Annotated in this window: 25 protein-coding genes; 5 read left to right on the top strand and 20 right to left on the bottom strand. The window is 70.9% G+C overall.

Translation table 11 applies throughout. From position 1 onward, the window contains the following. Window positions 1-5: 5 nt before the first annotated feature. Together ACFV3I_RS03830 and ACFV3I_RS03825 are read right to left on the bottom strand one after the other, a co-directional pair. Window positions 6-734 carry an amino acid ABC transporter ATP-binding protein gene (locus tag ACFV3I_RS03830; protein WP_136032829.1) on the bottom strand — a complete coding sequence of 243 codons (729 nt, stop codon included), beginning with the start codon at window positions 732-734 and terminating at the stop codon, window positions 6-8. After that, on the bottom strand, window positions 731-2209 hold the full coding sequence (locus ACFV3I_RS03825) for an amino acid ABC transporter substrate-binding protein/permease (protein ID WP_136032827.1): 1479 nt from the start codon (window positions 2207-2209) through the stop codon (window positions 731-733). The genes ACFV3I_RS03830 and ACFV3I_RS03825 overlap by 4 nt, the downstream gene beginning before the upstream one ends. A 189-nt stretch (window positions 2210-2398) precedes the next feature. On the opposite strand from ACFV3I_RS03825, the gene ACFV3I_RS03820 reads away from it, so the two are divergent. After that, complete coding sequence (locus ACFV3I_RS03820; RefSeq protein ID WP_378822395.1) at window positions 2399-2704, top strand: hypothetical protein; 306 nt, start codon at window positions 2399-2401, stop codon at window positions 2702-2704. 9 nt (window positions 2705-2713) lie between these two features. Here the strand turns inward: ACFV3I_RS03820 and ACFV3I_RS03815 are convergent, their stop codons facing one another. The 5 genes from ACFV3I_RS03815 to ACFV3I_RS03795 form a co-directional block, all read right to left on the bottom strand. Continuing rightward, window positions 2714-3799: an ABC transporter ATP-binding protein gene (locus tag ACFV3I_RS03815; protein WP_378822394.1), complete on the bottom strand. Its 1086-nt coding sequence runs from the start codon at window positions 3797-3799 to the stop codon at window positions 2714-2716. Window positions 3800-3801: 2 nt separating this feature from the next. Beyond that, entirely contained in the window at window positions 3802-4695 is an 894-nt protein-coding gene (locus tag ACFV3I_RS03810; protein WP_136037310.1) for a carbohydrate ABC transporter permease, read from the bottom strand. Then, a complete protein-coding gene (locus ACFV3I_RS03805) occupies window positions 4688-5614 on the bottom strand; it encodes a carbohydrate ABC transporter permease (protein ID WP_136037311.1) in 927 nt (308 codons plus the stop codon). Before ACFV3I_RS03805 ends, ACFV3I_RS03810 begins: the two co-directional genes overlap by 8 nt. Window positions 5615-5624: 10 nt before the next feature. Beyond that, on the bottom strand, window positions 5625-6956 hold the full coding sequence (locus ACFV3I_RS03800; RefSeq protein ID WP_206251909.1) for a sugar ABC transporter substrate-binding protein: 1332 nt from the start codon (window positions 6954-6956) through the stop codon (window positions 5625-5627). A gap of 75 nt (window positions 6957-7031) precedes the next feature. Continuing rightward, window positions 7032-8060 (bottom strand): Gfo/Idh/MocA family protein, encoded by a 1029-nt coding sequence (locus ACFV3I_RS03795; protein WP_136037313.1) that lies wholly within the window; start codon window positions 8058-8060, stop codon window positions 7032-7034. A gap of 134 nt (window positions 8061-8194) precedes the next feature. Between ACFV3I_RS03795 and ACFV3I_RS03790 the strand changes: the two genes are divergently transcribed. Further along, the gene (locus ACFV3I_RS03790; protein WP_378822392.1) at window positions 8195-9412 is read left to right on the top strand and encodes an ROK family protein; all 1218 of its coding nucleotides are present in this window, start codon (window positions 8195-8197) and stop codon (window positions 9410-9412) included. Window positions 9413-9458: 46 nt separating this feature from the next. Here ACFV3I_RS03790 and ACFV3I_RS03785 read toward each other — a convergent pair whose 3' ends face one another. The 3 genes from ACFV3I_RS03785 to ACFV3I_RS03775 all read right to left on the bottom strand — a co-directional run bounded on the left by ACFV3I_RS03785 (window position 9459) and on the right by ACFV3I_RS03775 (window position 11929). Further along, complete coding sequence (locus ACFV3I_RS03785) at window positions 9459-11006, bottom strand: DHA2 family efflux MFS transporter permease subunit (RefSeq protein ID WP_136032822.1); 1548 nt, start codon at window positions 11004-11006, stop codon at window positions 9459-9461. Further along, the gene (locus ACFV3I_RS03780) at window positions 11003-11629 is read right to left on the bottom strand and encodes a PadR family transcriptional regulator (protein WP_136036709.1); all 627 of its coding nucleotides are present in this window, start codon (window positions 11627-11629) and stop codon (window positions 11003-11005) included. The genes ACFV3I_RS03785 and ACFV3I_RS03780 overlap by 4 nt, the downstream gene beginning before the upstream one ends. Before the next feature lie 87 nt (window positions 11630-11716). Beyond that, window positions 11717-11929 carry a DUF2945 domain-containing protein gene (locus ACFV3I_RS03775; RefSeq protein ID WP_136032818.1) on the bottom strand — a complete coding sequence of 71 codons (213 nt, stop codon included), beginning with the start codon at window positions 11927-11929 and terminating at the stop codon, window positions 11717-11719. A gap of 104 nt (window positions 11930-12033) precedes the next feature. On the opposite strand from ACFV3I_RS03775, the gene ACFV3I_RS03770 reads away from it, so the two are divergent. Beyond that, on the top strand, window positions 12034-12909 hold the full coding sequence (locus ACFV3I_RS03770) for a phosphoribosylaminoimidazolesuccinocarboxamide synthase (RefSeq protein WP_247638235.1): 876 nt from the start codon (window positions 12034-12036) through the stop codon (window positions 12907-12909). A 148-nt stretch (window positions 12910-13057) separates the two neighbouring features. After that, a complete protein-coding gene (locus tag ACFV3I_RS03765; protein WP_136032815.1) occupies window positions 13058-14413 on the top strand; it encodes a uracil-xanthine permease family protein in 1356 nt (451 codons plus the stop codon). 159 nt (window positions 14414-14572) lie between these two features. Here the strand turns inward: ACFV3I_RS03765 and ACFV3I_RS03760 are convergent, their stop codons facing one another. Genes ACFV3I_RS03760 through ACFV3I_RS03740 form a run of 5 tightly spaced genes read right to left on the bottom strand, consistent with a single transcriptional unit; the run spans window position 14573 to window position 20710 of the window. After that, window positions 14573-16285 carry an acetyl/propionyl/methylcrotonyl-CoA carboxylase subunit alpha gene (locus tag ACFV3I_RS03760; RefSeq protein WP_378822391.1) on the bottom strand — a complete coding sequence of 571 codons (1713 nt, stop codon included), beginning with the start codon at window positions 16283-16285 and terminating at the stop codon, window positions 14573-14575. Continuing rightward, window positions 16282-17862: a carboxyltransferase domain-containing protein gene (locus ACFV3I_RS03755; RefSeq protein WP_378822390.1), complete on the bottom strand. Its 1581-nt coding sequence runs from the start codon at window positions 17860-17862 to the stop codon at window positions 16282-16284. Before ACFV3I_RS03755 ends, ACFV3I_RS03760 begins: the two co-directional genes overlap by 4 nt. Beyond that, window positions 17862-18662 carry a putative hydro-lyase gene (locus ACFV3I_RS03750; protein WP_136036120.1) on the bottom strand — a complete coding sequence of 267 codons (801 nt, stop codon included), beginning with the start codon at window positions 18660-18662 and terminating at the stop codon, window positions 17862-17864. Before ACFV3I_RS03750 ends, ACFV3I_RS03755 begins: the two co-directional genes overlap by 1 nt. 1 nt (window position 18663) lies before the next feature. Next, the gene (locus ACFV3I_RS03745; RefSeq protein ID WP_378822389.1) at window positions 18664-19428 is read right to left on the bottom strand and encodes a LamB/YcsF family protein; all 765 of its coding nucleotides are present in this window, start codon (window positions 19426-19428) and stop codon (window positions 18664-18666) included. Window positions 19429-19432: 4 nt separating this feature from the next. Then, complete coding sequence (locus ACFV3I_RS03740; RefSeq protein WP_136036121.1) at window positions 19433-20710, bottom strand: NRAMP family divalent metal transporter; 1278 nt, start codon at window positions 20708-20710, stop codon at window positions 19433-19435. A gap of 172 nt (window positions 20711-20882) precedes the next feature. Here ACFV3I_RS03740 and ACFV3I_RS03735 point away from each other — a divergent pair, with 172 nt between their 5' ends. After that, window positions 20883-21539: a GntR family transcriptional regulator gene (locus tag ACFV3I_RS03735; RefSeq protein WP_136036122.1), complete on the top strand. Its 657-nt coding sequence runs from the start codon at window positions 20883-20885 to the stop codon at window positions 21537-21539. Window positions 21540-21556: 17 nt separating this feature from the next. Here the strand turns inward: ACFV3I_RS03735 and ACFV3I_RS03730 are convergent, their stop codons facing one another. The 5 genes from ACFV3I_RS03730 to ACFV3I_RS03710 all read right to left on the bottom strand — a co-directional run bounded on the left by ACFV3I_RS03730 (window position 21557) and on the right by ACFV3I_RS03710 (window position 26879). After that, window positions 21557-22228, bottom strand: coding sequence for a TetR/AcrR family transcriptional regulator (locus tag ACFV3I_RS03730; RefSeq protein ID WP_136032801.1), 672 nt, complete (start codon window positions 22226-22228; stop codon window positions 21557-21559). A 158-nt stretch (window positions 22229-22386) separates the two neighbouring features. Next, window positions 22387-23385, bottom strand: coding sequence for a LacI family DNA-binding transcriptional regulator (locus ACFV3I_RS03725; RefSeq protein ID WP_275090546.1), 999 nt, complete (start codon window positions 23383-23385; stop codon window positions 22387-22389). Between the two features lie 91 nt (window positions 23386-23476). Continuing rightward, entirely contained in the window at window positions 23477-24943 is a 1467-nt protein-coding gene (locus ACFV3I_RS03720) for a GH1 family beta-glucosidase (RefSeq protein WP_378822388.1), read from the bottom strand. Window positions 24944-24948: 5 nt separating this feature from the next. Beyond that, window positions 24949-25839, bottom strand: coding sequence for a carbohydrate ABC transporter permease (locus ACFV3I_RS03715; protein WP_136032796.1), 891 nt, complete (start codon window positions 25837-25839; stop codon window positions 24949-24951). Beyond that, window positions 25836-26879, bottom strand: coding sequence for a carbohydrate ABC transporter permease (locus tag ACFV3I_RS03710; RefSeq protein WP_136036124.1), 1044 nt, complete (start codon window positions 26877-26879; stop codon window positions 25836-25838). Before ACFV3I_RS03710 ends, ACFV3I_RS03715 begins: the two co-directional genes overlap by 4 nt. Between the last annotated feature and the right edge of the window lie 60 nt (window positions 26880-26939).

Genomic DNA, 26939 nt, shown 5'->3' with positions numbered 1-26939 from the left:
TACGGTCAGAGCACCTTCGACAGGAAGTCCTGCAGGCGCTCGTTCTTGGGGGAGCCGAACAGCTCGGCCGGCGCAGCCTCCTCGACCACGACACCGCCGTCCATGAACACCGTGCGGTCGGACACCTCGCGCGCGAAACCCATCTCGTGCGTGACCAGCACCATGGTCATGCCGCCCTCGGCCAGGTCGCGGATCACCTGCAGCACTTCGCCGACCATCTCCGGGTCGAGCGCGCTGGTGGCCTCGTCGAACAGCATGATCTCGGGGTCCATCGCGAGCGCACGGGCGATGGCGACCCGCTGCTTCTGGCCGCCGGAGAGCGACGCGGGCTTGGCGTCCGCCTTCTCCGACAGTCCCACGCGCTCCAGCAGCGACAGCGCCCGCTCGCGCGCCTGGGCCTTGGTCATGCGGCCGAGCTCGACCGGCGCGAGGGTGATGTTCTCCAGCACGGTCATGTGCGGGAACAGGTTGAAGTGCTGGAAGACCATGCCGATGCGCTGGCGCACCTCGTCGAGCTTGACGCTCTTGTCGGTGAGGTCGACGCCGTCGATGACGACGTGGCCCGAGGTCGGCTCCTCGAGCTTGTTGAGGCAGCGCAGCAGCGTGGACTTGCCCGAGCCGGAGGGCCCGATCACCGCGACGACCTCGCCGTCGTCGACCGTGAGGTCGATGCCCTTCAGGACCTCGTTGTCGCCGAACGACTTGTGCAGGTTCCTGACGTCGATCTTGCTCATGCGTTGAGCGTCCTCTCCAGGCGGTTCGCGAGCAGCGTCAGCAGCGTGATCACGACGAAGTAGATGATGGCGACGATGGTGAGCACCTGCGCCGACAGGTAGGTGGAGGCGATGATCTGGCGCGACACGAAGGTCAGCTCCGCGAGGCCGATCACGCTGATGAGCGAGGTGTCCTTGAGGGTGATGATGCCCTGGTTCACGAACGAGGGGATCATGATGCGGAACGCCTGCGGCAGCACGACCTTGCGCATCGTCTTCCAGTGGCTCAGGCCCAGCGAACGCGAGGCCTCGGCCTGACCGGGGTCGACCGCCTGGATGCCGCCGCGGATGATCTCGGTCATGTACGCACCGGTGTTGAGCGACAGCGTGATCGCGCCGGCCACGAACGGGTCGAACTTCAGGTCGGGGATCAGCTGCGGGATCGCGAAGAAGACGAAGAACGCCTGGATCAGGATCGGGGTGCCGCGGAACACGTACACGTAGGCCGTGGCGACCCAGCGGAACGGCGCGAACTTCGAGATGCGCCCGAAGCCGAAGATGATGCCGAGGATGAAGGCCGCGACCACCGCGACGATCGTGGCGAGGATCGTGAGCCACAGACCCTGCATGAGCGCGGGCCAGTACTTCACCGCGACGGAGATGATGTCGGTGGGCTGCGCGCTCGGCTCGCCCTCACCCGAGGCGAGGTACGTGTCGACGATCTCGTCGTACTCGCCCGAGTCCTGGAGGTTCGCGAGCCCCGCGTTGAACATCTCCAGCAGCTCGGCGTTCTGCCCCTTGTTGACCGCGAAGCCGTACTCGCCGCCGAGCTCCGGATCGCCGATCAGCCGGAAGCCCGACCCCTGCTGGATGCCGTACGCGAGCACCGGGAAGTCCTCGAAGTAGCCGACGGCCTGCCCGGCCTTCACGGCGTCGACCATGTCGGTCGTGTCCTGGTACGGCGTGATGCGGAAGCCGTACTTCTCCTGGTTCTCCTCGGCGAAGGTCTGGCCCTGCGTGCCGGTCTTGACCGCGACCGCCTTGCCGTCGAGGTCGTCGAGCGACTCGATGTCGCTGGACTCCAGCACCCCCAGCTGCACCCCGCTGGTGAAGTACGGATCGCTGAAGTCGAACGTCTGCTGGCGCTCCTCGGTGATCGACATGCCGGCCATCACCGCGTCGACCTGGTTGGACTGGAGGGCCTGCACGGCGGCGTCGAAGCCCAGCTGGCGGATCTCGACCTCGAAGCCCTGGTCCTTCGCGATCGCGCGCAGCAGGTCCATGTCGATGCCGACGAGCTCGCCGTTCGCGTCCGTGAACTCGAACGGCGCGAACGTGGTGTCGGTGCCGATCACGTAGGTCTCGCCCTCGGCCGCGGCGGGCGCGGCTCCGGCGAGGAGCGCCCCGGCGGCGACGAGCGCGGCGAGCGCGGAGGCGGTCGCCGTCCGGGCGAAGCGGCGCAGGCGGCGCGCTGTGGAGGATGGATTTCGGCTCACGTCGAGTGCTCCTCGGAGGTTCGGATGGGGCGACCCGGCGGCCGCCGACCATCCACCCTAACCCTGTGAACCCGCTGAACCGGAACGCGGGAGTCCGCGGAACCCGCGTAATGAACCGGCTGTCGCGTCGTCTCATCAGCAGGGCATGCGGGGGCAGACGCCCTGTCAGACACAGGATCGGGGGGACCGATGCGTGCCGTCGCGCACACCAGCTTCCACACGTCAGCCGAGGCGGACTCCGTCCTCGCCGCCGTCCGGCGGATCGCCGAGCGGCGGCACCGCGCGAAGTGGCGCATCGTCGATGACCGTCGCGTCGTGTTCACGACCCGCGGCTCCGCGTTCTCGGGTCCGCAGACCGTGCACGTGGCCGCGGCCGCACTCGCGGACGGGTCCGACGTGCGGATCGCCCTGGAAGAGCCGGAGCGGGGTCACGCCCGGCGGGCGCGCGGTGCCGCCGACCGCCTCAGCGCCCGCCTCCAGCTCGCGCTGCGCTGACGCGCCGGCTCACGACACGGCGAGGCGCCTCCCGGTCTCGGGGTCGAAGCAGTGCAGGCGCGCGCGGGTCAGGTCGACCACCACCGCGTCGCCGACGCCGTAGGAGCCGAACCCGGGGACGCGCACGAGGAACTCGACGTCGCCCATCGCGAGGTGCACGTCGGAGACGTTGCCGAGCGGCTCCACCGCGACGACGGTGCCGTGCGGCTGCTCGCCGGCCAGCGGTCGCCGCAGGTCGCACTCCTCCGGGCGCAGTCCGACGCGGATCTCCTCGGGCAGCACGCCCGACTCCACGCCGAACGCGGTCCCCGGCAGCACGTGCCTGCCACGCTCGCCCCGCTTCGCCGTGAACAGGTTCATGCGCGGTTTGCCCACGAACGACGCCACGAACTCGGTCGCCGGCTCGTGGTACACCTCGTACGGGCTGCCGTACTGCTCCAGCCGTCCGCGGCTCATCACGGCGATCCGGTCGGAGAGCGTCATGGCCTCCTCCTGGTCGTGCGTGACGTAGACGCTGGTCGCGCCGAGCTCGCGGTGCAGCACCTTGAGCTCGCTGCGGGTCTGGTCGCGCAGCAGCGCGTCGAGGTTCGACAGCGGCTCGTCGAACAGGAACACCGCGGGGCGCCGGGCGATGGCGCGGGCGAGGGCGACGCGCTGCCGCTGTCCACCCGACAGGCTCTTGGGCTTCACGTCGAGCACGTGGGCGATGTCGAGCCGTCGGGCGGCGTCGCGCACCCGGCGGTCGATCTCGTCCTTGGCGACCTTGCGCATGCGCAGCCCGAACGCGATGTTCTCGTAGACGCTCATGTGCGGATACAGCGCGTAGTCCTGGAACACGAACGCCAGGTCGCGCTTGTCGGGGTCGAGGTCGTCGACCCGCCGCCCGTCGATGAGGATCTCCCCGCCCGAGATGTCCTCCAGTCCGGCGATCATGTTGAGCGTGGTGGTCTTGCCGCAGCCGGAGGGACCGAGCAGCGAGACGAAGTGCCCGTCCTCGATCACGTAGCTGAGGTCGGAGACCGCCTTGCGGGCCTCGTGCCCGCGCCTCGGGCGTCCGTACGACTTCTCGACGCCCACCAGTTCGATCTGTGCCATGATCAGCCTTTCACCGCACCCTCGGTCATACCGCGGATGATCCATTTCTGTGCCACGAGGGTGAGGATCAGGACCGGGATGGCCGTGATCACTCCCGCCGTCGCCGCGGACGTGTAGTCCATCGCGAACAGCCCCTGGAACGCCGCGGTCTTCACCGGCAGGGTCACGGCGTTGTTCGACGTCAGCACCTTCGCCAGGAAGAAGTCGCTCCAGCTGGTGATGAACGCCAGGATCGCGGTCGCCGCCATGCCGGGCGCGGCGAGCGGGAAGGCGATCCGGTACATGATCTGGAACCGGTTGCACCCGTCGATGCGGGCGGCGCGTTCCAGGCTCGGCGGGATGTCCTCGAAGAACCCGACCAGCATCCAGATCACGAGCGGCAGGATGAACGCCGTGTACGTCGCGATCAGCCCGAGCAGCTGGTCGTAGAGGCCGACCGAGCGCAGCAGGATGAACAGGGGCACCGCGAGCACGATCACGGGGATCGCCTGCACGGTCATCATGCTCAGCAGCAGGGGCTGGCGACCGCGGAACTTGAAGCGGGCGATCGCGTAGGCGCAGGCCGCGCCCACGGTCATGCAGATGATCGTGGTGGAGATGCCGACGATCGCGGAGTTCGCCATCGGGGTGAGGAAGCTGCCGTCCGACAGCAGGCGCACGTAGGACTCCACGGTCAGCAGGGACGGCGACAGGTCGGGGGTACGGCCCTGCAGCGCGCTCGACGGATACACGCTGAACACGAACATCCACAGGAACGGCGCCAGGAAGAACGCCATCACGAGCACGAGCAGCACCGCGCACACGACGGCGGTGAGGCGGCGGCGTCCGCGTCGCGACACCCGGCGCCCGCGCGGGCGGGCGGTGGTGACGAGGGCGGTGGTGGTCAGGTCAGGCATGCGCCTCTCCCCTCTTGCGACGGAACCCGCCGAACAGCAGGATCCAGAACACGGCCACCACGAGCACGAGGATCATGATCCCGACCGCCATCGCCGAGCCGTAGCCGCGGTCCAGGTTGCTGAAGTTCACCAGGTACGCGAGGAAGTTGATGGTGGTGGTGCCCTCGGCCGGGCCGCCGGAGCCGCCCGTGAGCACGTAGATGGTGTCGAACACCTTGAGCGACCACATCGACTGCACGATCAGCGCGAACATCAGGGCGCCGCGCATGTTGGGCAGGGTGATGCGCCAGAAGGCCCGCCACGGTCCCGCGCCGTCGATCGCCGCCGCCCGGTACAGGTTCGACGGGATGCCCTGCAGCGCCGCGAGCATCAGCAGACACAGGAACGGCAGCAGCTTCCACATCTCCGCGAACACCAGGATGTTCATCGCGAGCGCGGGGTCGGACAGCCACTGCACGTTCTCCTCCGTGAGACCGAGTCCGCGCAGGATCGTGTTGGCGATGCCGGTGCTGCCGTCGAAGATCAGCTTCCACATGATGCCGTTCACCACGGGCGGCACGGCCCACGGCACGAGCAGCAGCACCCGGGCGAGCGTGCGTCCGCGGAACTCCCGGTTCAGCAGCACCGCAATCGCCACGGCCAGCGCGACCCCGCCGATCACGGTGATCACCGAGAAGTACGCCGTGCGCTCCATCGCCCGGTGCACCGCGGGGTCGGTCAGCAGCTGCCCGTAGTTCTCCAGCCCGATGAAGGGGTGCTCCATGCCCAGCTTGTCGTTCCACTGGTGGAACGACATGAACACGGCGTAGCCCATCGGGTAGCCGAGCAGCATCGCGATGATCAGCACCGCCGGCGCGATCAGCAGGAGGCCGAAACGCAGATCCCGCCGGCGGCTCCTCTCCAGGAGGTTGACGCCCATTCCCCGAGCCCTACTTCAGGTACTTCTTCACGAGGTCCTCCGCCGTCTTCTGCGCCGACTCCAGCGCCTCCTTGGGGGAGGTCTTGCCGTTCATGGCGTTGATGAGCTGCACGGAGAGCGCCTGGTCGAGCTCGTTCGACCAGGGCGTGCCGTAGCGCTTGGTGACGTACTCGGTGGACTGCTCGTAGGTGGACAGGATGGGCAGCGCCTCCCGCGCGGCGGGCTCGGCCAGCACCGTCTGCGAGACGGGGAACCAGCCCTCCTTCTCGACGATGTCGGTCTGCACCTTCCCGGTGGTGACGAACTGCAGCCATGCCAGGGCCGCTTCCTTGTTCTTCGAGAACTTGCTGATCGCGAAGCCCTCGGAGCCGTCGATCGACGCCGACCGCACCGACATGCCGGGGAGCAGGCCGTTACCCACCGTCGCGGCCGAGGTCGCGGCGCCGGCGGCCGTGGCGACCGCGTACTGGAACGGCCAGTTGAACACCATGCCGGTGCTGCCGCGGGCGAAGAGGTCGGCGAGGTCGGACGCGTTGGTGATCTGCAGCGAGGAGGGGTCCATCACCTTGTGCACCTGCAGCAGCTCGACCATCTTCGACAGCGCCTCGACGCCCGCGTCACTCGCGAAGGTGGGCTTGTAGTCGGCGTCGTAGAACTCCCCGCCGTTGAGCAGCAGCGCGCGCAGGAAGTTCTGGTACGCGCCGGCGGGGTTGCCCATGTCGCACGCATAGCCGTACTGCCCGCCGCCGGTGAGGGCCTTGGCCGCCGCGACGAACTCGTCCCAGTTCGCCGGGCCCGTCTCGGGGTCGAGCCCGGCCCCCGCGAACAGGTCCTTGTTCCAGAACATGGTCTGCGCGCTGACGAACTTCGGCAGGCCGTACACCTTGCCCCGCCACGACACCGCGTCGAGCGCCGGCTGGATGAGGTCGTCCGGCACGGCGGAGGGGTCGAGCTCCTCCAGCCATCCGGCCTGCCCGAACTCGGCCGACCAGCCGGCCCACGTCATCACGACGTCGAACGACGAGTCCTGCGCCGCGAACATCGTGGCCATCTTGTCGTGCAGGTCGTTGAAGTTGCCCTGCTGGTAGGTGACGACCTTGATGCCGGTCTGCTTCTCGAACTCGGCGATGGCCCAGTCCTTGAAGATGCTGTTGGTGTTGTCGTCGAGGATGCTGATCTGGCCGGAGGGCTTCCCGGAGCCGGCCGTGAGCGGTCCGGTGCTCTGCTGCCCTCCGCCTCCGGGGGTGCAGCTCGCCAGGGCCATGGCCCCGACGGCGAGGCCACCGAGCTGGAAGATCTGACGCCGGGAGAAGCCCCGGCTCATCGACGGTGATGCGTTCATTTCCTTGCTCCTTCGTGCAGTTCCGGACGGGTGTCGCGTGGTTTCGGGTCTCGCGGTGGTGCAGGTGAAGCGGGGTCAGACGGAGATGGAGACGACGTCGCCGGTCTCGAGGGCGGTGTGCACCGCCTCGATCGCGGCGGTGATGAGGAGGCCGTCGCGGGCGTCCGGCACGTCGACGGGCTCCCCGCGGAGGAGGCGGACGAAGTCGCCGACCATGTCGATAGGCACCCCGCGGATGCGGCCGGCGCGCTCGTGCACGGCCGACTGCACGAGCTGCCCGCGCTGCGCGTCGTAGACGATCACACCGTCGTCGGCGCCGTCGATGTGCACGACCTGACCGGCGGACTGGATCTCGTAGCGGAAGTCGAACACCGACGGCATCGACTCGGGCAACACCCACGACGAGTTGAGCGCGACGTGCGAGCCGTCGGCCATCGTGAACACGGCGTTGACGCGGTCCCACGTGTCGATGCCGGCCTCGGTGAGGCGGTCGCGCGCGCCGACCGCATACACCGATACCGGGTGCGTGCGGCCGATCCAGCACGCGAGGTCGAGCGAGTGCGGCATGAGGAACCACGCGGGCGAGCTCTTCGACGACCACGACAGCATCTCGGTCGGCACGAAGATCGTGTCGTTGAGGTTGATGATCTGGGCACTGATCCTCGGGTCTCCGTCGGCGCCGAGACGGGTGCGCACCGCCGAGTACCGCACGTTCCAGCGGTTCTCGAAGCCGACCATGACGCGCACCCCGGCGGCGTCGGCGGCCTCGAGGATCGCCCGCGCGTCGTCGACCTCGGTGGCCAGCGGCTTCTCGATCATCAGGTCGAGACCGGCCTGGGCGCAGAGCACCGCCGCCTCGCGGTGGGCGAAGTCGGGGGTCGCGATCACGACGCCGTCGAGGTCGGGGTGGGCGGCGAGCAGCTCCTCGGTGCTCGCATAGCCCGGAACGCCCAGCTGCGCGACCATCGCGGACAGCACGCCGGGGCTGCGGTCGCAGATCGCGACGAGCTCGGACTGGGGGTTCTCCTGCAGCGCTCTGGCGAACATGCCGCCGCGGATCCCGCCGCCGATGACTCCGACTCGTGCCGACCTGCTGTGGTTCACTGCCTACCCCACTTCGTCATGGATGCCCGCGCGCCGCGAGGTATGTATGACACTAAACCATACATTCTTCCTTGTAAACTGATCCGCAGACGGAGCCATCGCCGCCACCCGTCGCGACCGGAAAGGCAGGTGCCATGGCACCGTCAGGCAAACCGCAGGCCGACCTGGTGTTCTCCGACCAGAGCTCGCGCCGTCCGCTCATCACCACGAGCGCGATCGGAGCCGCGAACCGCCGACGCGTGCTGGAGACCCTGCACCGCCTCGGCCCCTCCAGCCGCGCGCAACTGGCCCGCTCGCTCGGCGTGAACCGAGCCACGATCGCCACGATCCTGCAGCCCCTGCTCGACTCCGCCACCCTCGTCGAAGGCGACCCCGTCGCGCCGTCCGAGGCCGGAGGCAAGCCGGCCCGACCGCTCTGGTTCCGCGGCGACGGCCCGTGGCTCGGCGCCGTGCACTTCTCCCCCGACTTCGTCGTGGCCGCCCGCATCGCCTTCGACGGCACGATCCACGAGATGCACCACGCGGCGTACAGCCGCGACGCGTCGACCGACGAGATCACCGCGTGCCTGCACCAGGTGACCGACGGCTGCTTCGCGGCAGAAGCCCTCGTCGGCATCGGCGTCGCCGCGGCGGGCATGGTCGACACGAGCACGGGCAGCGTCATCTCGATGCACCTCACCCCTGGGCTCAACGGCCTCCCGGTCGTCGCGCTGCTGGAGAAGCGCTTCGGCGCCACCACCCTCGTCGACCACCACCCGCGCGTCCAGGCACTGGGCGACCGGTGGTTCGGGCTGGGGCGGGAGATCCAGGACTTCGCATCCGTGTACACCGGTGAGGCGCTGGGCTTCGGGATCGTGCACGGCGGCGAGGTGCTCCGCGGCGAGAACGGTGCCGGGGGCGAGTCCGGCCACACCATCGTGCAGCTCGACGGCGACGAGTGCCGGTGCGGACGGCGCGGCTGCTGGGAGACGGTCGCCACGCTGGGCTGGCTGCGCGACCGGGCCGCGGCCGTCGGCCTCCCGCACGCCGACACCCTCGACTCCCGCAGCCTCGCCGCCCTCGTGGCGGACGGCTCGGACGACGCCGCGGCGCTGCTCGACCTGTACGCCCGCAACCTCGCGATCGGCATCGCGAACAACGAGCAGATCCTCGCGCCAGGGCACTACATCATGCACGGCGACGCCTGCACGGGCGGCGAGGCGCTGCGCACGGCCCTGCAGACCTGGGTCACCCGGCTGGCACCCGAGCGCGGACAGCCGCCGACGGTGTTCTTCGCGGAGGACCCGGATCAGATCACGCTGCTCGGGGGCGCCGGGCTCGTGCTGTCCTCGGTCTTCAGCACTCAGGCCTGACCCGGGGGCGCAGCCGGAACGGGGGAGGGCGCGACCCTCCCCCGGCTCACGCGGGAGGGGCGGGGGCCGCGGTGGCCGGAGCCGCCGCGTCGTCACGGTCGTAGCGACCGAGGAACAGCGCGGCCACGAGCGCGACGACGATCACGGCCGCGGGCAGCAGCAGCGCCTGCGCCATACCTGCCGCGAAGCCCTCCGCCACCTGCGGCGGCAGCGACCCGCCCCCGCTGATGCCCGCCGGCGCGTCCGACAGTCCGGGCAGGTTCGCCTCCAGCCGCGACTGCATGAACGCGGCGATCGACGCCGAACCGATCACCGAGCCGATCGTCCTGGTCGTGTTGTAGATGCCCGCGCCGGCACCGGCCTGCCGCGGCGGCAGCTTGCGCGTGGCCGTGGTCGCGAGCGGACCCCACATGCCCGCGTTGCCGATGCCCATCAGGGCCGACGGCAGCAGGAACATCAGGATCGGGGTGTCCATGGTCGTCAGCGCCGAGTACCAGAGCAGCGCCCCACCCACGCAGAGCAGTCCGGGGATGAGGATCACCCGGGGGTCGACGCGGTCGAGGATCTTGCCGGCCACGGGAGCCAGCACTCCCGACAGCACCGCCATCGGGATGAGCAGCATGGCCGCCTCGGTCGGGGTGAGCCCACGGGCCGTCTGCAGGAAGAACATCATCGGCAGCGACATGCTGGTGACCGTGAAGCCGACCGCGGCGATCGCGACGTTCGCGCCCGAGAAGTTGCGGTCGCGGAACAGCCCGAGCGGCACGAGCGGCTCACTCCGGGTGCGGGCCTGCTGCACGATGAACAGCGCCAGCACCACGACGCCGGCGATGATCAGGCTCCACACCGAGATCGGACCCCAGATCACACCCCAGTCGAACTTCTCGCCCTCCTGCAGCCCGAACACGATCAGGAACAGGGCCACGGCGCTCAGCACGACACCGACGAGGTCGAAGCGGTGCGGGTGCGTCTTCAGCCTCGGCACCAGGATCCACGCGAGCACGAACGCCACGACACCCACGGGCAGGTTCACGAAGAAGATCCACTCCCAGCCGAGGCCGTCCACCAGCAGGCCGCCCGCGAGCGGACCGACGAGCGTGGCCACGCCGGCGGTCGCCCCCCACAGCCCCATCGCCGCACCGCGCCGCTCCGGCGGGAAGGTGCGCGTGATGACGGCCATGGTCTGCGGCGTCATGAAAGCGGCGCCGAGGCCCTGCACGGCACGCGCCGCGATCAGGCCCTCGAGGGTGGTGGACAGCCCGCACCACAGCGACGCGAGCGTGAACACCGCGAGCCCGATCAGGTAGATGTTCTTCGGGCCGAAGCGGTCACCGAGGCGTCCGGTGATCAGCAGCGGCACCGCGTAGGCCAGCAGGTAGGCGCTGGTGACCCACACGACGTTGTCGAGGTTGTTGGTCTGCGGGTCGAGCGCGGCCTTGATGGCCGGGTTCGCGACCGACACGATCGTGGTGTCGACGAGGATCATGAAGAAGCCGATGACGAGCGCCCACAGGGCGGGCCACGGGCTCTTCGGCGCGTGACCGGCCGCGAACGGGCCGGTCTGAGGCCCTGCGGCCTGGCGGGATTCGGTCATTGCTGTGCAGCCTTTCGCTGAGCGCGGTAGCGGTCGGAGTCGTCGAAGGCGTCCGGCCCCCAGGGGAGATCGTCGCCGTCGAGGCGGGTGAGCAGGGAGTCGAGCCAGCGCAGCTCCGCGTCGAGCAGCGCCTCCTGTCGCTCGATCTCGACGAGGACCTGGGCGGGGACACCCTTGGTGCGGGCGCCGCGGAGCCCGTCATGGTGCAGCGCGTGCGAGTCCCGGAGGGCGGCGCGGCGGTCGTGGAGCAGCGCGACGACATCGGTGCGTTCGAGGTTGTGGGCCTCGGCGAGCGCGACCCGGGCGTCGACCTCGCGATCGATGCGGGGCAGGGCGCGACGCACCCAGGAGACCACCGTCTCGCGCCCCGCGTCGGTGAGCGTGTAGGTCGTGCGCTCCGGCCGCTTTCCGTCGCGGTCGGTCCCGACCTCGGCGAGCAGCCCCGCCCGCTGCAGCCGGGCGACCGTGTGGTACAGCGTGCCGTTGGTGACGGTGATGAGCCGATCGTCGTGCCGAGCGCGCAGCAGCCGGACCATCTCGTAGGGGTGCATGTCGCTCTCGCGCAGCAGCGCGAGCACCATCACGCCGAGCGGCGTGAGCGCGTCCACCGGGTCCTTCGCCATGTCCCCACCTCGATTAGTCCATGTGGACTATACGCCCGATCAGGCTCCCGTGCCACGTCGTGCGCGGCGATACCGGTTCCGGGTGTCTCACCCCAGCCGACGCAGAGCGGAGCCCTTGTGCGCCGCACGATCGCCGCTCTTCTCCGACTCCACGAGATACGCCGGCTCCTCGTCCGAGGCGGTGAAGTGCTGCCCCGCGAACGTGAAGTCCTTCGTCCGCTTCTCGACCACCGTGCCGCGCGTGCGCCCCTGCGACGTGTTCCAGCTCACCCGATCGCCTTTCGCGAGATCCTTCGTCATACCCGCTCCCTTCGATGCGGCGATCCTCGCCCCGGGAGCACGCGGCCCGCGCTCCCCTTGACTTCTGTGCGGGCGCCGCCACGGGAGACCGGGATAATGGGCGGGTGAGCACACCCACGGCAGGCACCGCGCAGAGCATCCCCGGTTGGCGACACCTCTACTCCGGCAAGGTCCGCGACCTCTACGCCTCGGAGGACCCGGCCGACACCCGCATCCTCGTCGTCGCCTCCGACCGGGTGAGCGCCTTCGACGTGGTGCTGTCGCCCGGCATCACCGACAAGGGGGCCCTGCTCACCCGCCTCAGCCGCTGGTGGTTCGCCCAGCTCGACGTGCCGAACCACCTGGCCCCGGGCGAGCTGCCCGAGGAGGTCGCCGACCGCGCGATGCTCGCCCAGTCGCTGGAGATGCTCCCGATCGAGTGCGTCGTGCGCGGCTACATCACCGGCTCCGGCTGGGCCGAGTATCAGGAGCACGGCACGGTGTGCGGCATCACCCTCCCGGACGGCCTGCACAACGGCGACCGGCTGCCCGAACCGCTGTTCACCCCCGCGTACAAGGCGCCGATGGGCGAGCACGACGAGAACATCACGTTCGACCGCGTCGTCGAGCTGGTCGGTGCCGAGCGAGCGGCCGAGCTGCGCGACACCTCCCTGGCCGTGTACGCGAAGGCGGCGGCGATCGCCGAGGAGCGGGGCCTGATCCTGGCCGACACCAAGTTCGAGTTCGGCACCGATGCCGACGGCACCCTGCGCCTCGCCGACGAGGTGCTCACCAGCGACTCCTCGCGGTACTGGGACGCCGAGGCCTGGCGCACCGGCACCACCCCGGCCGAGCGGATGGCGAGCTTCGACAAGCAGATCGTGCGCGACTGGCTCGCCGCGAACTGGGACAAGCAGGGCGAGCCGCCCGCGCTGCCCGACGAGGTCGTCGCCCGGACGACCGCGCGCTACCGCGAACTCATCGACCGCCTGGGCGCCTGAGCCGGACTACTCCACACGTCGCACGTCGGTGGGGCTGACGTCGTCACCCGCGTAGAGGAGCGGCTGGCCGATCGGCGCTCAGGCAACACTCAGGAATCGGTAGTGTTTCTTCAGCACTCCCGCCACCCCCGAACCCTGAGGAGCCCGCATGGCCCTGTGGAAGCTGCACGGAAACGGACGCACGGTCGAGGCCGGCGCGGTCGTCCGTCCCGACGAGCGCCTGAGCTGGTCCGCCACCGTCGCGATCGGACTCCAGCACGTCGTCGCGATGTTCGGCGCCACCTTCCTCGTGCCGACGCTGACGGGCTTCCCGGTCTCGACGACCCTGCTGTTCAGCGGCCTCGGCACCCTCATCTTCCTGCTCATCACGAAGAACCAGCTGCCCAGCTACCTCGGCTCCTCGTTCGCGTTCATCGCCCCGATCACGGCCGCCGTCGCCGCGGGTGGCACCGGCTCGGCGCTCGCGGGCGTCGTCGCGGTCGGCGTGCTCCTCGCCGTCGTCGGGCTCGTCGTGCAGTTCGCCGGGCTGCGATGGGTCGACGCGCTCATGCCCCCGGTGGTCGCAGGGGCCATCGTCGCCCTGATCGGCTTCAACCTCGCCCCCACCGCGTGGAGCAACTTCCAGCTCGACCCGGTGACCGCGACCATCACCCTCGTCGCGATCATCCTGTTCGCGGTGCTGTTCCGCGGCTTCCTCGGCCGCATCTCGATCTTCCTCGGCGTCGCGGTCGGCTTCATCTGGGCCGCGTTCACCGGCTCGTTCGACGTGCCCAACGCCCTCCGCGGCGGCAAGACACCGGCCGAGCTCATCGCCGAGGCACCCTGGGTCGGCCTGCCGCACTTCCAGCTCCCCGACTTCGTCGAGCCGGGCACGTGGTCGACCATCGCGATGTTCCTGCCGGTCGTGCTCGTGCTCATCGCCGAGAACGTCGGCCACGTGCGCGGCGTCGCGACCATGACCGAGGACCCGTCGATCAACAAGCACACCGGCCGCGCACTGATCGCCGACGGCGTCGCGACCACGATCGCGGGCGGCTTCGGCGGCTCGGGCACCACGACCTACGGCGAGAACATCGGCGTGATGGCCGCGACCCGCGTGTACTCGACCGCCGTCTACTGGGTGGCGGGCCTGTTCGCGATCCTGCTCGCGTTCTCCCCCAAGGTCGGCGAGGTGTTCAACTCGATCCCCGCCGGCGTGCTGGGCGGTGCGACCACGGCCCTGTACGGCCTGATCGGCATCATCGGCATCAAGATCTGGGTCGACAGCCGCGTGGACTTCTCGCGCCCGGTCAACCAGTACACGGCAGCGGTGTCGCTCGTGATCGGCATCGCCGGGTTCTCGATGCAGCTCGGCGACTTCGCGTTCGGCGGCATCGTCCTCGGCACCGTCGCGGCGCTGCTCATCTACCACCTGGGCAACCTGATCGCCCGCGCCCGCAAGACCGGCGCCGACGACCCGAAGCCCCTCGAGCCCGTCGGCCCCCTGGGCGGCGACCCCGCGTAACGCCCGGGGTCCCGTCCCGTCAGCTGTCGGGATCGAAAACGCACCTCCCACGCACGTCGGAGGTGCGTTTTCGCACTCCCACGCGCCGGTCGGGCGGGGGCGGGGCGGGCGGGGGCGGGAGGACGGGGGACGGGAGGGCGGGGGACGGGAGGACGGGGGTCAGGCGATCGTGGCGAGGACGGCGTCGGGCGCGACGGTCGCGCCGGTCTCCGCGCGGCGGGTGAGAGTGCCGGGGCGGTGCGCGGTGACCGTCGTCTCCATCTTCATCGCGTCGAGCACGGCCACCGGGTCGCCCGCCGCGACCTCCGCACCGTCGTCGAGCAGCCACCGCACGAGCGTGCCCGGCGCGGGAGTCCGGAGCTCGGCCGCGTCCGCCGCAGGCTCCGGTGCCGCCTCCGTCGCCGGACGGCCGATCCCCGCCAGCAGCTCCGCGGGCAGCCCGAGCACGACCCGGCGGCCATCGACCTCCACGGGGAACCGCTGCAGCCCGGACACCGGTGCGACCGCCGGTCGCGGCTGCGCGTCGAGCGCGGGCAGCAGCACCGTCTCTATCCACTGCGTGTGCACCCCGAAGGTGTCGGTCGCGAACGCGGGGTCGTCGATCGCGCGGAGGTCGAACGGGATCACGGTCGCCGGGCCGTCGACGGCGAGCTCGCGCAGCGCCCGGCGTGCTCGCACGAGGGCGGCCTCCCGGGTGTCCGCGTGCACGATGAGCTTGGCGATCAGGGAGTCGAACGCGGGCTGCACCACGTCGCCCGCCTCGATGCCGCTGTCCCATCGCACGCCGGGGCCGCCGGGGATGCGCAGCGCCTCGACCCGCCCCGGGCTGGGAAGGAACCCGCGACCGGGGTCTTCCGCGTTGATGCGGAACTCGAACGCGTGACCCGACGGCCGCGGGGTCTCGGTGAACGACGGCCCCTCGCCGAACGCGATGCGGAACTGCTCGCGCACGAGGTCGGTGCCCGTGACCTCCTCCGTCACCGGATGCTCGACCTGGAGGCGCGTGTTGACCTCGAGGAACGAGATCGTGCCGTCGGCCGCGAGCAGGAACTCCACGGTGCCCGCCCCGCGGTACTGCACCTCGGCGCAGATCGCCCGCGCCGCCTCGTGGATCGCCGACCGCTGCTCCGGAGCGAGTGCGGGCGCCGGTGCCTCCTCGATCAGCTTCTGGTTGCGCCGCTGCATCGAGCAGTCGCGGTCGCCCACCACGACCACGCCGCCGCGGCCGTCGCCCAGCACCTGCACCTCGATGTGCCGGGGGCGCTCCAGGAACCGCTCCACGAAGCACTCGCCGCGTCCGAACGCGGCCACGGCCTCCCGCGTCGCCGCCTCGAACGCCGCCGCCACCTCGGACAGCTCCCGCACGACCTTGAGGCCGCGGCCTCCCCCGCCGAACGCGGCCTTGATGGCGATCGGCAGCCCGTGCTCCTCGGCGAAGGCCACGGCCTCCTCCGGGCCGGAGAGCGGCTCGTCGGTGCCGGCCGCGAGGGGTGCGCCGACCCGCTGGGCGATGCGCCGCGCGGTCATCTTGTCGCCGAGGGCGTCGATGCTCTCCGGCGACGGGCCGATCCACACCAGCCCCGCGCCCTCGACCGCCCGCGCGAACGCCGCGCTCTCGGAGAGGAAGCCGTAGCCGGGGTGCACCGCGTCGGCCCCGCTGCGGCGCGCGGCGTCGATCAGCGCCTCGACCGACAGGTAGGTGCTCGCCGCCGTGTCACCGCCCAGGCCGACGGCCTCGTCGGCGAGCCGCACGTGCAGCGCATCCGCATCCTGATCGGCGTACACGGCGACCGACGTGTATCCGGCCTCGGCGCAGGCGCGGATCACGCGCACCGCGATCTCGCCGCGGTTGGCGATGAGCACACGGGTCATGGGGTCTCCTTCACGATGAAGCGCACGTGCACCCCCGGCGGGAGCTGCGCGGCGAGGTCGAGGCTGCGGTCGGTGAGTGCGCCGATGATGGGGTAGCCGCCCGTGAGCGGATGATCGGGGAGGAACAGCACGGGCTGACCGTCCGGCGGCACCTGGATCGCGCCGGTCACCGCGCCCTCGCTGGGCAGCTCCCCGCCCACGGCGCGCTCCAGCGGCACCTCGCCGTGCAGCCGGATGCCGACGCGGTCGGAGCGCGGCGTCACCGTCCACTCCTGACCGGTGAGCGCGGCGACCCCGGCCGCGGTGAACCAGTCGTCGCGCGGGCCGAGCGTGATCTCGAGCGCCACGGTGTCGCCCGGGGCGGGAAGGTCGCGCGGCAGGACGACCGGATCCACCGAGGTCACCGGGGCCGTGCCGATCGGCACGACATCGCCCGCCGCGAGGGGCTGCGGGCCGAGCCCGGCGAGGGTGTCGCTGGCGCGGCTGTCGAGCGCCGGGGCGACGTCGATCCCCCCGCGCACGGCGATCACGAAGCGCAGCCCGCGCTCGGGGTGACCGAGGGTGAGCTCGTCGCCGTCGACCGTGGCGAACGGTGCCCCGGGGGCGATGTCGCGCAGCACGCCGGCGGCGTCCGTGAGGGTGAGGACCCCGGTCGCTCCGGCCACCGCGGCCACCCCGGCTCCGTGGAACCGCAGCACCGCACCGCCCACGCACTCCAGGACGGCAGCGGCGGAGGGGTTGCCGACCGCGCGGTTGGCGTCGCGCAGGGCCACCCGGTCCGCGATGCCGGAGGCCGAGACGCCCAGGGCGGCATAGCCCGCGCGACCCTCGTCCTGCACGAGCAGCTGCAGCGACGAGCGCACGACCTCCACCGCGGGGGCTCCGGGAGCGCGCGCCCCCTGGGTCGCGGAGGCTTCTCCGCCGCGCGGATCCGCGCCGCCGGCGCTCTCGGCCGACGCGACGACCGCGGCCCGCTCGGCCCGCACGAACCGCACCCGCCGCCCGGGTGCGAACAGTGCGGGAGGGTCGCGGTCGATGTCCCACATGGCCAGGTCGGTGCGGCCGATCAGCTGCCAACCGCCGGGGCTCTCGCGGGGGTACACGCCGCTGAAGGCTCCGGCGAGCGCGACCGAGCCCGCGGGCACGCGCGTGCGCGGCGACGAGCGGCGCGGCACGTCGAACAGCGCGTCGTCGCTCACCGCATAGCCGAAGCCGGGCGCGAAGCCCGAGAACGCGACCCGCCAGTCGGCCGCGAGGTGACGCGCGACGAGCTCTTCCGCCGACACCCCGAGCAGCGTCGCCGTCTCGTCGAGGTCTTCCCCGTCGTAGCGCACCGGCACCTCGGCCTCGCCCGCATCGGGGAGCTCGGCGGCGTCGACCTCGGTCGCGGCGAGCACCCCGGCGAGCGCGGCGGCCGTGGTGCGCAGCGGGTCGTAGCGCACCAGCACCGTGCGCGCGCCGGGGATGCGCTCGACCACGCCGGGCACGCCGTCCCACGCGAGGTTGAGCCGCATGGCCTGTTCGAGGTCGTCCGCCTCGACCAGGAGCGCGCCGTCGGAGGCCGTGAGGATGCGCATCAGACCCGGTACTCCGCATCCGGCACGTCGGTCACGAACATGTACCCGGGGGCGTGCGTCACGGCGAACGGCGGCTTCGACGCCATGATCGCCGCCTGCGGGGTCACGCCGCAGGCCCAGAACACGGGGATCTCGCCGTCGCGCAGCTCGGGGGCGTCGCCGAAGTCCGGGGTCGACAGGTCGGTGATGCCCAGCGAGGCCGGGTCGCCGATGTGCACGGGTGCGCCGTGCACGGCCGGCGTGCGGGCGGAGATCTGCACGGCGTCGGCCACGCGGTCCGCGGGGATCGGGCGCATCGACACGACCATCTCGCCGCGCAGCCGTCCGGCCGGCGCGCAGTCCACGGCCGTGCGGTACATCGGCACGTTGCGCCCGAGCTCCTGGTGACGGATGGGGATGCCCGCCTCGACGAGACCGGTCTCGAACGTGAAGCTGCAGCCGATGAGGAACGCGACGAGGTCGGGCTGCTCGGCCCACGCGGCCGTCGCGTCGGTCACCTCCTCCGCGAGCTCGCCGTCGCGCCAGATGCGGTAACGGCCGATGTCGGTGCGGATGTCGCTGCCCGGCGCCAGCCGTGACTCCACCTGGCCCTGCTCGATCACCTCGAGCACGGGGCAGGGCTTCGGGTTGCGCTGCGCGTACAGCAGCGTCTCGAACGCCCAGTCGGCAGGCACGGCGATGAGGTTCGCCTGCGTCAGTCCCGGCGCGACGCCGCTGGTGGGCGCGGAGTGTCCCGCCCGGTGCGCGGCGCGGGCGGCGCGCGCAGCGGTGAGCTGGTCGGTGGTGGCGAGCACGGACATGTCAGACTCCGGCGAACGGGGCGATCGTGATGCCCTCGGCCTGCAGCAGGCGCTTCGTCTCGGCGGCCATCGCGACCGAGCCGGGGCTGTCGCCGTGCACGCAGATGGACTGGGCGGACACCGCGACTTCGGTGCCGTCGATCGCCCGGATCACGCCGTCGGCGGCGAGGCGCACCATGCGCTCGGCGACCGCGGTCGGGTCGTGCAGCACAGCGCCCTCCTCGGTGCGCGACACGAGCTGTCCGTCCGGCTGGTAGGCGCGGTCGGCGAAGGCCTCAGCGGCCACCGAGAGCCCCGCCCGCTGTGCGACGTCGAGCACCACGCCTCCCGCGAGCCCGAGCAGCACGAGCGAGGGGTCGACCCCACGGATCGCCGCCACCACGTCTTTCGACTGCCGCTCGTCGCGGGCGATCGTGTTGTAGAGCGCGCCGTGGGGTTTGACGTACGAGACCCGACCGCCCACCGCGGCCGCGAGCCCCAGGAGTGCGCCGAGCTGGTACTCGACGTGCGCCTGGAGCGTCGCGGAGTCGATGTCGACCTTCGTGCGCCCGAAGTTCTCGTAGTCGCGGTAGCCGGGGTGCGCGCCGATCACGACGCCTCCGGCGACGGCCGCGGCGAGCGTCTCGCGGATGCCCTCGGGGCTGCCGGCGTGGAAACCGCACGACACGTTCGCGCTCGTGACGATGCGCAGCATGCTGGCGTCGTCGCTGACGATCCGGTCGGGGACGTTCTCGCCGAGGTCCGAGTTCAGGTCGATGGTCGCCATGTCGTCACGCTCCGATTCCGAGGAAGGCGAAGATGGGGCCGATCGAGACGGCACCCATGTACCAGGTGAGGGCGGTCACGACGGTACCCGCGATCAGCAGCCACATCGGGTACTTCCGGTCGCCGAGCAGGTCGCGCCGGAACCAGCCGATGTACATGAACACCGTGAGGCCGATCGGCAGGATCAGGCCGTTGAAGCCGCCGACGAACACGAGGATCGCCGCGGGGGCCGTGCCGATCGCGAGGTAGACCCCGAGCGAGACGACGATGAAGGCGACGGTCGCGAGCTGCAGGGGCCAGCCGCCGTGCAGCTTCGCGGTGAACGTCGACAGGAACGTGGCCGAGGTGTAAGCCGCGCCGATCACGGAGCTGATCGCGGCGGCCCAGAAGATCGCGCCGAAGATGCGCAGACCCGCGTCGCCCAGCACGGCGCCGAACGCCTGCCCGGCCGGGTTCGCGGCCTGCGACGAGAGGTCGAGTGCCACACCGGAGGCGACGACCCCGAGGATGGCGAGGAACAGCACGTACCGCATGATGCCGGTGACGAGGATGCCGTTGGCCGCGGCGCGCATGACGGGCTTCGCGTACTGCGGGCCGACGTGGCCGGAGTCGAGGTAGCGGTGCGCACCGGAGTAGGTGATGTAGCCGCCGACGGTGCCGCCGACGATGGTGGTGATGGTGGCGAAGTTGAGCTGGTCGGGCACGAACGTCTGCCGCAGCGCGTCGCCGATGGGCGGCTGGGCGATCAGGGCGACGACCACGGTCATCACGATCATGCCGATGCCGAGGACGATGAGCACGACGTCCATCACCTTGCCGGCCTTCTTCACCAGGAAGATGATGATCGCGAGCGCCGCGGTGAGTGCGCCGCCGATCTTCGGGTCGATGCCGAGCAGGGCGTTGAGACCGAGGCCACCCCCGGCGATGTTGCCGATGTTGAACGCGAGGCCGCCGATCACCACGAGCACGGCGATGACGTGCCCGGAGAACGGGATGGCGCTGTTGGCGAGCTCGCCGGCGCGCTTGCCCGAGGAGGTGATCATGCGCCAGATGTTCAGCTGCACCGCGATGTCGACCAGGATCGACACCAGGATCGCGAACGCGAACGCGGCCCCCATCTGCGCCGTGAAGGTGGCGGTCTGCGTGATGAAGCCGGGCCCGATGGCGCTCGTGGCCATGAGGAAGATGGCGCCGATGACGGCACTGCGTCCCGCGCGCTTCTTCGCGTGGGCGGCGCGGGCCTCGTCCTCCGGGGAGAGGGCGGCGGTGGACTGCTCGGACATAGGGGGGTCCCATCGTCGTTGGTGGGTGTCGGATCGATACCCAGTGTAGAACGGACAGACACCGATTGTTCAACAATCATGTTTCCGTCGTGCTACAGCGCGATTGCCGTCGTGTGATTCCCGCCGAGACCCGATCCCGGCCCGCCGCCCGCCCCGCACCTACGATGAAGGCATGAACCAGCAGGGCCCGCTCGCCGACGTGCTCCGTCAGCTCATCATCGACGGCGACGTCGCCCCCGGCTCCCGCCTGTCGGAGTCCGCCCTCGCCGAGCGCTTCGACGTGTCGCGCAACACGCTCCGCGAGGCGTTCCGGGTGCTCGCGGAGCAGGGCCTGGTCGAGCACGTCCCGCACCGTGGGGTCTCCGTGGCTTCCCCGTCGATCGCCGACGTGATCGACATCTACCGCGCCCGCCGCATCATCGAGTGCACGGCCCTGCGCCAGTCCGAGCCGGAGCACCCCGCCGTGCAGCGCATGAGGGAGGCGGTCGCGGCCGCCGAGGCCGCCGTGGCCGGCGTCTCCCACGACGACGCCGCCGCGTGGCGCACGGTCGGCAGCGCGAACATGGCGTTCCACGTGGCGCTGGTCGACCTCGCCGACAGTCCGCGCCTGGCTCGCACCTACCGCAACGTCGCGGCCGAGCTGCGTCTGGCCTTCCTGAAGATCGACGACCCGCGGGCGCTGCACGAGCCGTTCGTGCGCAAGAACCGCGCCGTGCTCGACACCTTCCTCAGCAGGGGCGCCGAGGCGGGCGCCGCCGAGCTCGAGCGCTACCTGGTGCAGTCCGAACGGGTGGTGCTCGGCGCGTTCGCGCGCATGCACCTGGACTGACGCACCGGGCGCCGAGGTCAGGCGTTCGGGTCGGGCCGGAGCGCCCAGGTGGCCCGGGGCCGGGGCTCGCCGGTCCGCGGCGGCACGTCGAGGGGCATCGGGGCCGCCGGTTCCGGCAGTCCGTAGCGCCGGTGCAGCCAGCGCCGCGCCTCCTCCAGCGGATACGTGTCTCCGAAGACGCAGTACTTCACGAACACGCCCTCGAGGGTGCTGCGGAGCATGACCTCCTCCAGCGCGGGGTCGTCGGCTCCGCGCGCGCGGAACACCTCGCGCACAGCGTCCTCCGCCGCGGTCGCCGCCTCGGCGTGACGCTGCTCCGATTCCGCGAAGAGCCGGTGCGTGGAGGGCTGCTGCTGCATCGCGAGCACGGCGCGCTGGAGCGGCATCGCGAAGGCCGTGGCCATGAGGGCGCCGTCGATGATCGCGGCCAGCATCTCGTCGGGGGTGCCGTCCACCCGCGCGAGCCCGAGCACGGTCTCGAACCAGCGGTCGATCACCGCGGCGACCAGCTGCTCCTTGCCGCCGAAGTGGTAGTTGACCAGGCCCTGGGCGACGCCGGCTCGCGAGGTGATCTGGGCGATGCTGGCACCGGCGACTCCGCGCTCGCTGAAGACCGCGATCGCCGCCTGCAGGATGTTCTCGCGGGCGCGCTCGCGCGCCTGGCGGTTCTGCTCGTCGGTTCGGGCCATGCGGCGACCACCTCCCGGGGTCACAAGAATATCGCCGCTCCGTGTAGCGTGTACGTTGAACGTCTGTTCAGTTCATGCGTTCGCGGGGTTCGCCCCCACCCGACGCACGGGTGCATCCCTGGCCATGAGGGGGCGTCAGGGCCGCACCCGTGCGCGCGTCAGGCCGAGCCGCGCACCACCAGCTCCGTGGGCAGGATCGTCGTCTGCGGCGGGTCCTCCCCCGCCAGCCGCGACAGCAGCACGCGGGCCATGGTCTCACCCTGCGCATACATCGGCTGGCGCACCGTGGTGAGGGCCGGATCGGTGCTGACCGCCACCGAGGAGTCGTCGAAGCCGACCAGGGCGATGTCCTCCGGCACCCGCACCCCCGCCGCGCGCAGCGCCGTGAGCGCTCCGCGTGCCATCAGGTCGCTCGCCACGAAGATCGCGTCGGGACGACCGGACGCGAGCAGCCGACGAGCCGCCTCCGCACCACTCGCCTCGCTGTAGTCGCCCTCCTCCTCGGCGCACGGCGCGAGACCCGCATCCGCGAGCGCATCCCGGAAGCCCTGCACGCGGTCGGTCGAGGAGATCATCGACAGCGGACCGGAGATCGTGGCGATCCTGGAACGCCCGATGTCGATGAGCCGCTGCGTGGCCACGCGCGCCCCGGCCACGTTGTCGACGTCGACCACGTAGTCGCCCGCGCTGCGGCGCACCGGCCGCCCGCCGAACACGACCGGGACCGCATCGGCGATCCGGTCAACGAAGCCGTCGCTCGCATGGTGCGACACGATGAGGGCGCCGTCGACACCCCCGTTGCGCACGAAGCTCGTCATCTTGTCGCCGGGGTCGTCGCTCGCGATCAACAGGTTGAGCAGGTAGTCGGAACTGCCGAGCGCCCCGGTGATCCCGGCGACGATGGCCGCGAAGAACGGGTCGCCGAAGAACCGCGTCGTGTCTTCCGGCACGATCAGCGCGATCGCGTGCGTCTGTCGCGAGGCGAGAGAGCGGGCCGCCCGGTTGGGCACGTAGTTGAGGTCGTCGATCGCGGCGCGCACGGCCGCGAGGGCCTCGGGGCTCACCGCCGTCGAGCCGTTCACGACCCGCGACACGGTCGAGCGGGAGACACCCGCCGCGGCCGCGACCTCTTCGATGGTCGCCCTGGGCGACATCACCGCACGCTCTCTTCCATGGCCCTATTGTCGACCACGCGATGCCCCGCCGGAGACCACGGATCGCCGGGCGACGCCGCGCCGCCCGCCCCGATCAGGCCCTGGCCGGCTCACCGGGGACGGGCGCCAGCTCCCTGGCCGCGATGATGCGACGGTACTCGTGGGCCGAGTCCTTCAGCGTGCGCTCCTGGGTGTCGTAGTCGACGCGCACGATGCCGAACCTCTTGTCGTAGCCCCACGCCCACTCGAAGTTGTCGAACAGCGACCAGTAGAAGTAGCCGCGCACATCCACGCCCGCCTCGACCGCATCGAGCACCGCGTCCAGGTGCAGGCGCAGGAACTCGGTGCGGTCGGCATCGTGCACGCGCGTCTCACCGTCCTCCACCACGGGCTCGTCGTCGTAGGCGGCGCCGTTCTCCGTGACGTACAGCACGACCCCGGCGGGCTCGGCGTACTCGGCCCACACGCGCTGCAGCAGTCGCGTGAGCCCCTCCGGCTGCACCTCCCAGTGCTGCGCCGTGCGGGGCAGCCCGCGCTCGACCGCGTGGATGCCGTCGCTCGACGGGTACGGGCTGCGCGTGGGTCGGGAGGTCGCCGGGCCGCCCTCCTCGGCGGTCGCGGTCGTCGCGGGCACCGTGCCGGAGACGAGGTCGCCGTGGTAGTAGTTCACGCCCTGCGTGTCGATGGGCTGCGCGATGGTCTCGAGGTCGCCGTCGTGCACCGCGGCCTCGAACCGCGCGACCGCCTCGGGGTCGACCGCGCGGATGTCCTCGACGACGTCCGCCGGGTAGGAGCCGCGGTAGATCGGGTCGAGGAACCAGCGGTTGAACTGCCCGTCCAGGCGCCGGGCGGCATCCACGTCGGCGGGGTTCTGCGGGTCGGCGGGGTCGGCGACGGTGTGGTTCAGCGTGATCCCGAGGTTGAGCGACGAGTCGCGCCCGCGCAGCTCCTTCACCGTGGCGCCGTGGGCGAGCAGCAGGTGGTGGGACGCGAGCAGCCCCTCCGCGATGCTGGTGTGCCCCGGCGCGTGCTCGCCGCCCGTATAGGAGAGGAACGACGAGCACCACGGCTCGTTCAGCGTCGTCCACACGTTCACGCGGTCGCCCAGCGCGTCGTGCACGGTGCCCGCGTACTCCAGGAAGCGGTCGACGACGTCGCGGTTCGTCCAGCCCCCGCTCTCCTGCAGCGCCTGCGGCAGGTCCCAGTGGTACAGCGTGAGCCAGGGCAGGATGTCGGCCGCGAGCAGCTCGTCGACCAGGCGGCTGTAGAAGTCGACGCCCGCCCGGTTCACGGCCCCGCCGTCGGGCCGCACGCGCGACCACGACGTGGAGAACCGGTACGTCTGCAACCCGAGGTCCTTCATGAGCGCGACGTCCTGCCGGTACCGGTGGTAGTGGTCGCACGCCACATCCCCGTTGTCGCCGCCGACCACCGCGCCGGGCTCGCGCGCGAACGCATCCCAGATGGAGGCGGTGCGCCCGTCCTCGAAGGCGGCGCCCTCGATCTGGTAGGCCGCCGTCGCCGCGCCGAAGAGGAAGTCCGAGGGGAAGGCACGCGTCATAGGGGTCATCCTTTCACCGCGCCCGCCATGATGCCACTGACCAGCTGCCGCCCCGCCGCCACGAAGAGCACGAGGAGCGGGAGGGTCGCGAGCACCGCACCGGCGAGCACGATCGAGTAGTCGATGTAGTAGCCCGACTGCAGCTGGCTGAGGGCCGTCTGCAGCGTGGGGTTCTGGGGGGAGAGCACGATCAGGGGCCACAGGTAGTCGGTCCACGCGGTCATGAACGTGAACAGGCCGAGGATCGCCATGGCCGGACGGGCGGCGGGCACCCCGACCGTCAGGAACGTGCGGAACTGTCCGGCGCCGTCCATGCGGGCCGCCTCGATGAGCTCGTCCGGGATCACGTCCACCAGGTACTGCCGCATGAAGAACACCCCGAACGCGGTCACCAGGGTCGGCACGATCACCGCGCCGATGGACCCGGTCCACCCGAGCTCGCGCATCAGCATGAACAGGGGGATGATGCCGAGCTGCGTCGGGATCGCCATGGTCGCGATCACGAACACCATCAGCCCGTCGCGTCCCCGGAACCGCAGCTTCGCGAAGGCGTAGCCGGCGAGGGTGGAGAAGGTGACGACCGAGAGCGTGATGATCGAGGAGATCAGGACCGAGTTGCCCAGCGCGAGCCAGAACGGGATCGCGTCGAACACCTTGGCCGCGTTGGCGAGGAAGTTCCCGCCCGGGATCAGCGGCAGCGTCTCCCCCCTGGTCGCGTTGGTGCCGCTGGCGACCACGAACGACCACCACAGGGGGTAGGCGCTGCCGAGCACGAAGGCCGCGAGCAGCCCGTAGGTGAGGAATCCCGGGCGGCTGCCGATGCCGGCGGTGCCGGATGCGGCGCCCCGACGGCGTCGGATGCGCTCCGGGACGCTGAGGGCCTGCGTGGCGGTCATCGCGCCTCCTCCTTGCTGGTGCGGGCGCGACGGCGGGCCGCGCGGTTCTTCGGGGCGTCGCCGGTGGAGATGCGCCGCGAGACGAGGAAGTTGATCAGGCCGATGCCCACGATGAGCAGGAACAGCAGGATCGCGACCGCGGAGGCCTCGCCCAGGTTGCGCCGGAAGAAGGCCAGCTCCCACAGGAACAGCACCGTGGTCTGGAACTGCCGGTCGCTGCCGCCGATGCCGCCCGCGGTGGAGACGTCGAACAGCCGCGGTTCCGCGAAGATCTGCAGGCCGCCGATCGTGGCCGTGATGATCACGAAGATGAGGGTGGGGCGGATGGTCGGGATCGTGATGGAGAAGAAGCGCCGCGCAGATCCGGCGCCGTCGAGCGCGGCCGACTCGTACAGGTCCCGCGGCACGGCCTGCATCGCGGCGAGGAGGATGAGGGCGTTGTAGCCGGTCCACCGGAAGTTCACCATCACCGCGATCGCGATGTGCGACAGGACCGTGTCGTGCTTCCACTGCTGATCCGCGATGCCGATCAGGTTCAGCAGGTTGTTGGCCAGGCCGTCCGCCTCGTTGAAGATGCTCGAGAAGATGATGGCCACGGCGACCGGGGTCACCACGAACGGGATGAGCACGCTCATGCGCCAGAACGTCGGGGCGCGCAGACCGCGGTCCAGCAGGTAGGCGATCAGCAGGGCGACCGCGAGCTGCGGGATCGCGGAGAGCAGGAAGATGCTGAGCGTGTTGCGGATCGAGTTCCAGAACATGCCGTCGCCGAGGATCTCGACGAAGTTGCCGAGCCCGACGAAGTCGCCCTCGCCCTTCAGCAGGTCCCACTCGTGCACGGCCACCCACACCGTGTACAGCAGGGGGAAGAGGCCGACCAGTCCGAACAGCAGGAAGAACGGCGAGATGTAGAAGTACGGCGACGCGTTCTGGTCGAAGCGGGAGAGGCGGTGCCGCCAGGGCCGCTTCGCACCGGTGTCGGCGGGCGGACGCTGCGACGACGCGGGCACCGTGTCGGGGCGGTCGTGCGTGAGTGTCATGGGGTGTCCTCGTTCGGTGGGGGCGCCCTTCGTCTCGCTCGGCTCGCTCAGGAACCGGAG

The sequence above is a fragment of the Microbacterium sp. NPDC059771 genome, assembly GCF_042732495.1.
Taxonomy (GTDB): domain Bacteria; phylum Actinomycetota; class Actinomycetes; order Actinomycetales; family Microbacteriaceae; genus Microbacterium; species Microbacterium sufflavum.
The sequence above is the reverse complement of the archived record's forward strand: the minus strand, read 5'-3'. Positions and strand labels throughout refer to the sequence as shown.

Bases quoted from the DNA above. Each gene is read 5' to 3' on its own strand.
- ACFV3I_RS03830 (WP_136032829.1), bottom strand. From the start codon at position 734: ATGAGCAAGATCGACGTCAGGAACCTGCACAAGTCGTTCGGCGACAAC.
- ACFV3I_RS03820 (WP_378822395.1), top strand. From the start codon at position 2,399: ATGCGTGCCGTCGCGCACACCAGCTTCCACACGTCAGCCGAGGCGGAC.
- ACFV3I_RS03815 (WP_378822394.1), bottom strand. From the start codon at position 3,799: ATGGCACAGATCGAACTGGTGGGCGTCGAGAAGTCGTACGGACGCCCG.
- ACFV3I_RS03810 (WP_136037310.1), bottom strand. From the start codon at position 4,695: ATGCCTGACCTGACCACCACCGCCCTCGTCACCACCGCCCGCCCGCGC.
- ACFV3I_RS03805 (WP_136037311.1), bottom strand. From the start codon at position 5,614: ATGGGCGTCAACCTCCTGGAGAGGAGCCGCCGGCGGGATCTGCGTTTC.
- ACFV3I_RS03800 (WP_206251909.1), bottom strand. From the start codon at position 6,956: ATGAACGCATCACCGTCGATGAGCCGGGGCTTCTCCCGGCGTCAGATC.
- ACFV3I_RS03790 (WP_378822392.1), top strand. From the start codon at position 8,195: ATGGCACCGTCAGGCAAACCGCAGGCCGACCTGGTGTTCTCCGACCAG.
- ACFV3I_RS03785 (WP_136032822.1), bottom strand. From the start codon at position 11,006: ATGACCGAATCCCGCCAGGCCGCAGGGCCTCAGACCGGCCCGTTCGCG.
- ACFV3I_RS03780 (WP_136036709.1), bottom strand. From the start codon at position 11,629: ATGGCGAAGGACCCGGTGGACGCGCTCACGCCGCTCGGCGTGATGGTG.
- ACFV3I_RS03775 (WP_136032818.1), bottom strand. From the start codon at position 11,929: ATGACGAAGGATCTCGCGAAAGGCGATCGGGTGAGCTGGAACACGTCG.
- ACFV3I_RS03765 (WP_136032815.1), top strand. From the start codon at position 13,058: ATGGCCCTGTGGAAGCTGCACGGAAACGGACGCACGGTCGAGGCCGGC.
- ACFV3I_RS03760 (WP_378822391.1), bottom strand. From the start codon at position 16,285: ATGACCCGTGTGCTCATCGCCAACCGCGGCGAGATCGCGGTGCGCGTG.
- ACFV3I_RS03755 (WP_378822390.1), bottom strand. From the start codon at position 17,862: ATGCGCATCCTCACGGCCTCCGACGGCGCGCTCCTGGTCGAGGCGGAC.
- ACFV3I_RS03750 (WP_136036120.1), bottom strand. From the start codon at position 18,662: ATGTCCGTGCTCGCCACCACCGACCAGCTCACCGCTGCGCGCGCCGCC.
- ACFV3I_RS03745 (WP_378822389.1), bottom strand. From the start codon at position 19,428: ATGGCGACCATCGACCTGAACTCGGACCTCGGCGAGAACGTCCCCGAC.
- ACFV3I_RS03740 (WP_136036121.1), bottom strand. From the start codon at position 20,710: ATGTCCGAGCAGTCCACCGCCGCCCTCTCCCCGGAGGACGAGGCCCGC.
- ACFV3I_RS03735 (WP_136036122.1), top strand. From the start codon at position 20,883: ATGAACCAGCAGGGCCCGCTCGCCGACGTGCTCCGTCAGCTCATCATC.
- ACFV3I_RS03730 (WP_136032801.1), bottom strand. From the start codon at position 22,228: ATGGCCCGAACCGACGAGCAGAACCGCCAGGCGCGCGAGCGCGCCCGC.
- ACFV3I_RS03720 (WP_378822388.1), bottom strand. From the start codon at position 24,943: ATGACGCGTGCCTTCCCCTCGGACTTCCTCTTCGGCGCGGCGACGGCG.
- ACFV3I_RS03715 (WP_136032796.1), bottom strand. From the start codon at position 25,839: ATGACCGCCACGCAGGCCCTCAGCGTCCCGGAGCGCATCCGACGCCGT.
- ACFV3I_RS03710 (WP_136036124.1), bottom strand. From the start codon at position 26,879: ATGACACTCACGCACGACCGCCCCGACACGGTGCCCGCGTCGTCGCAG.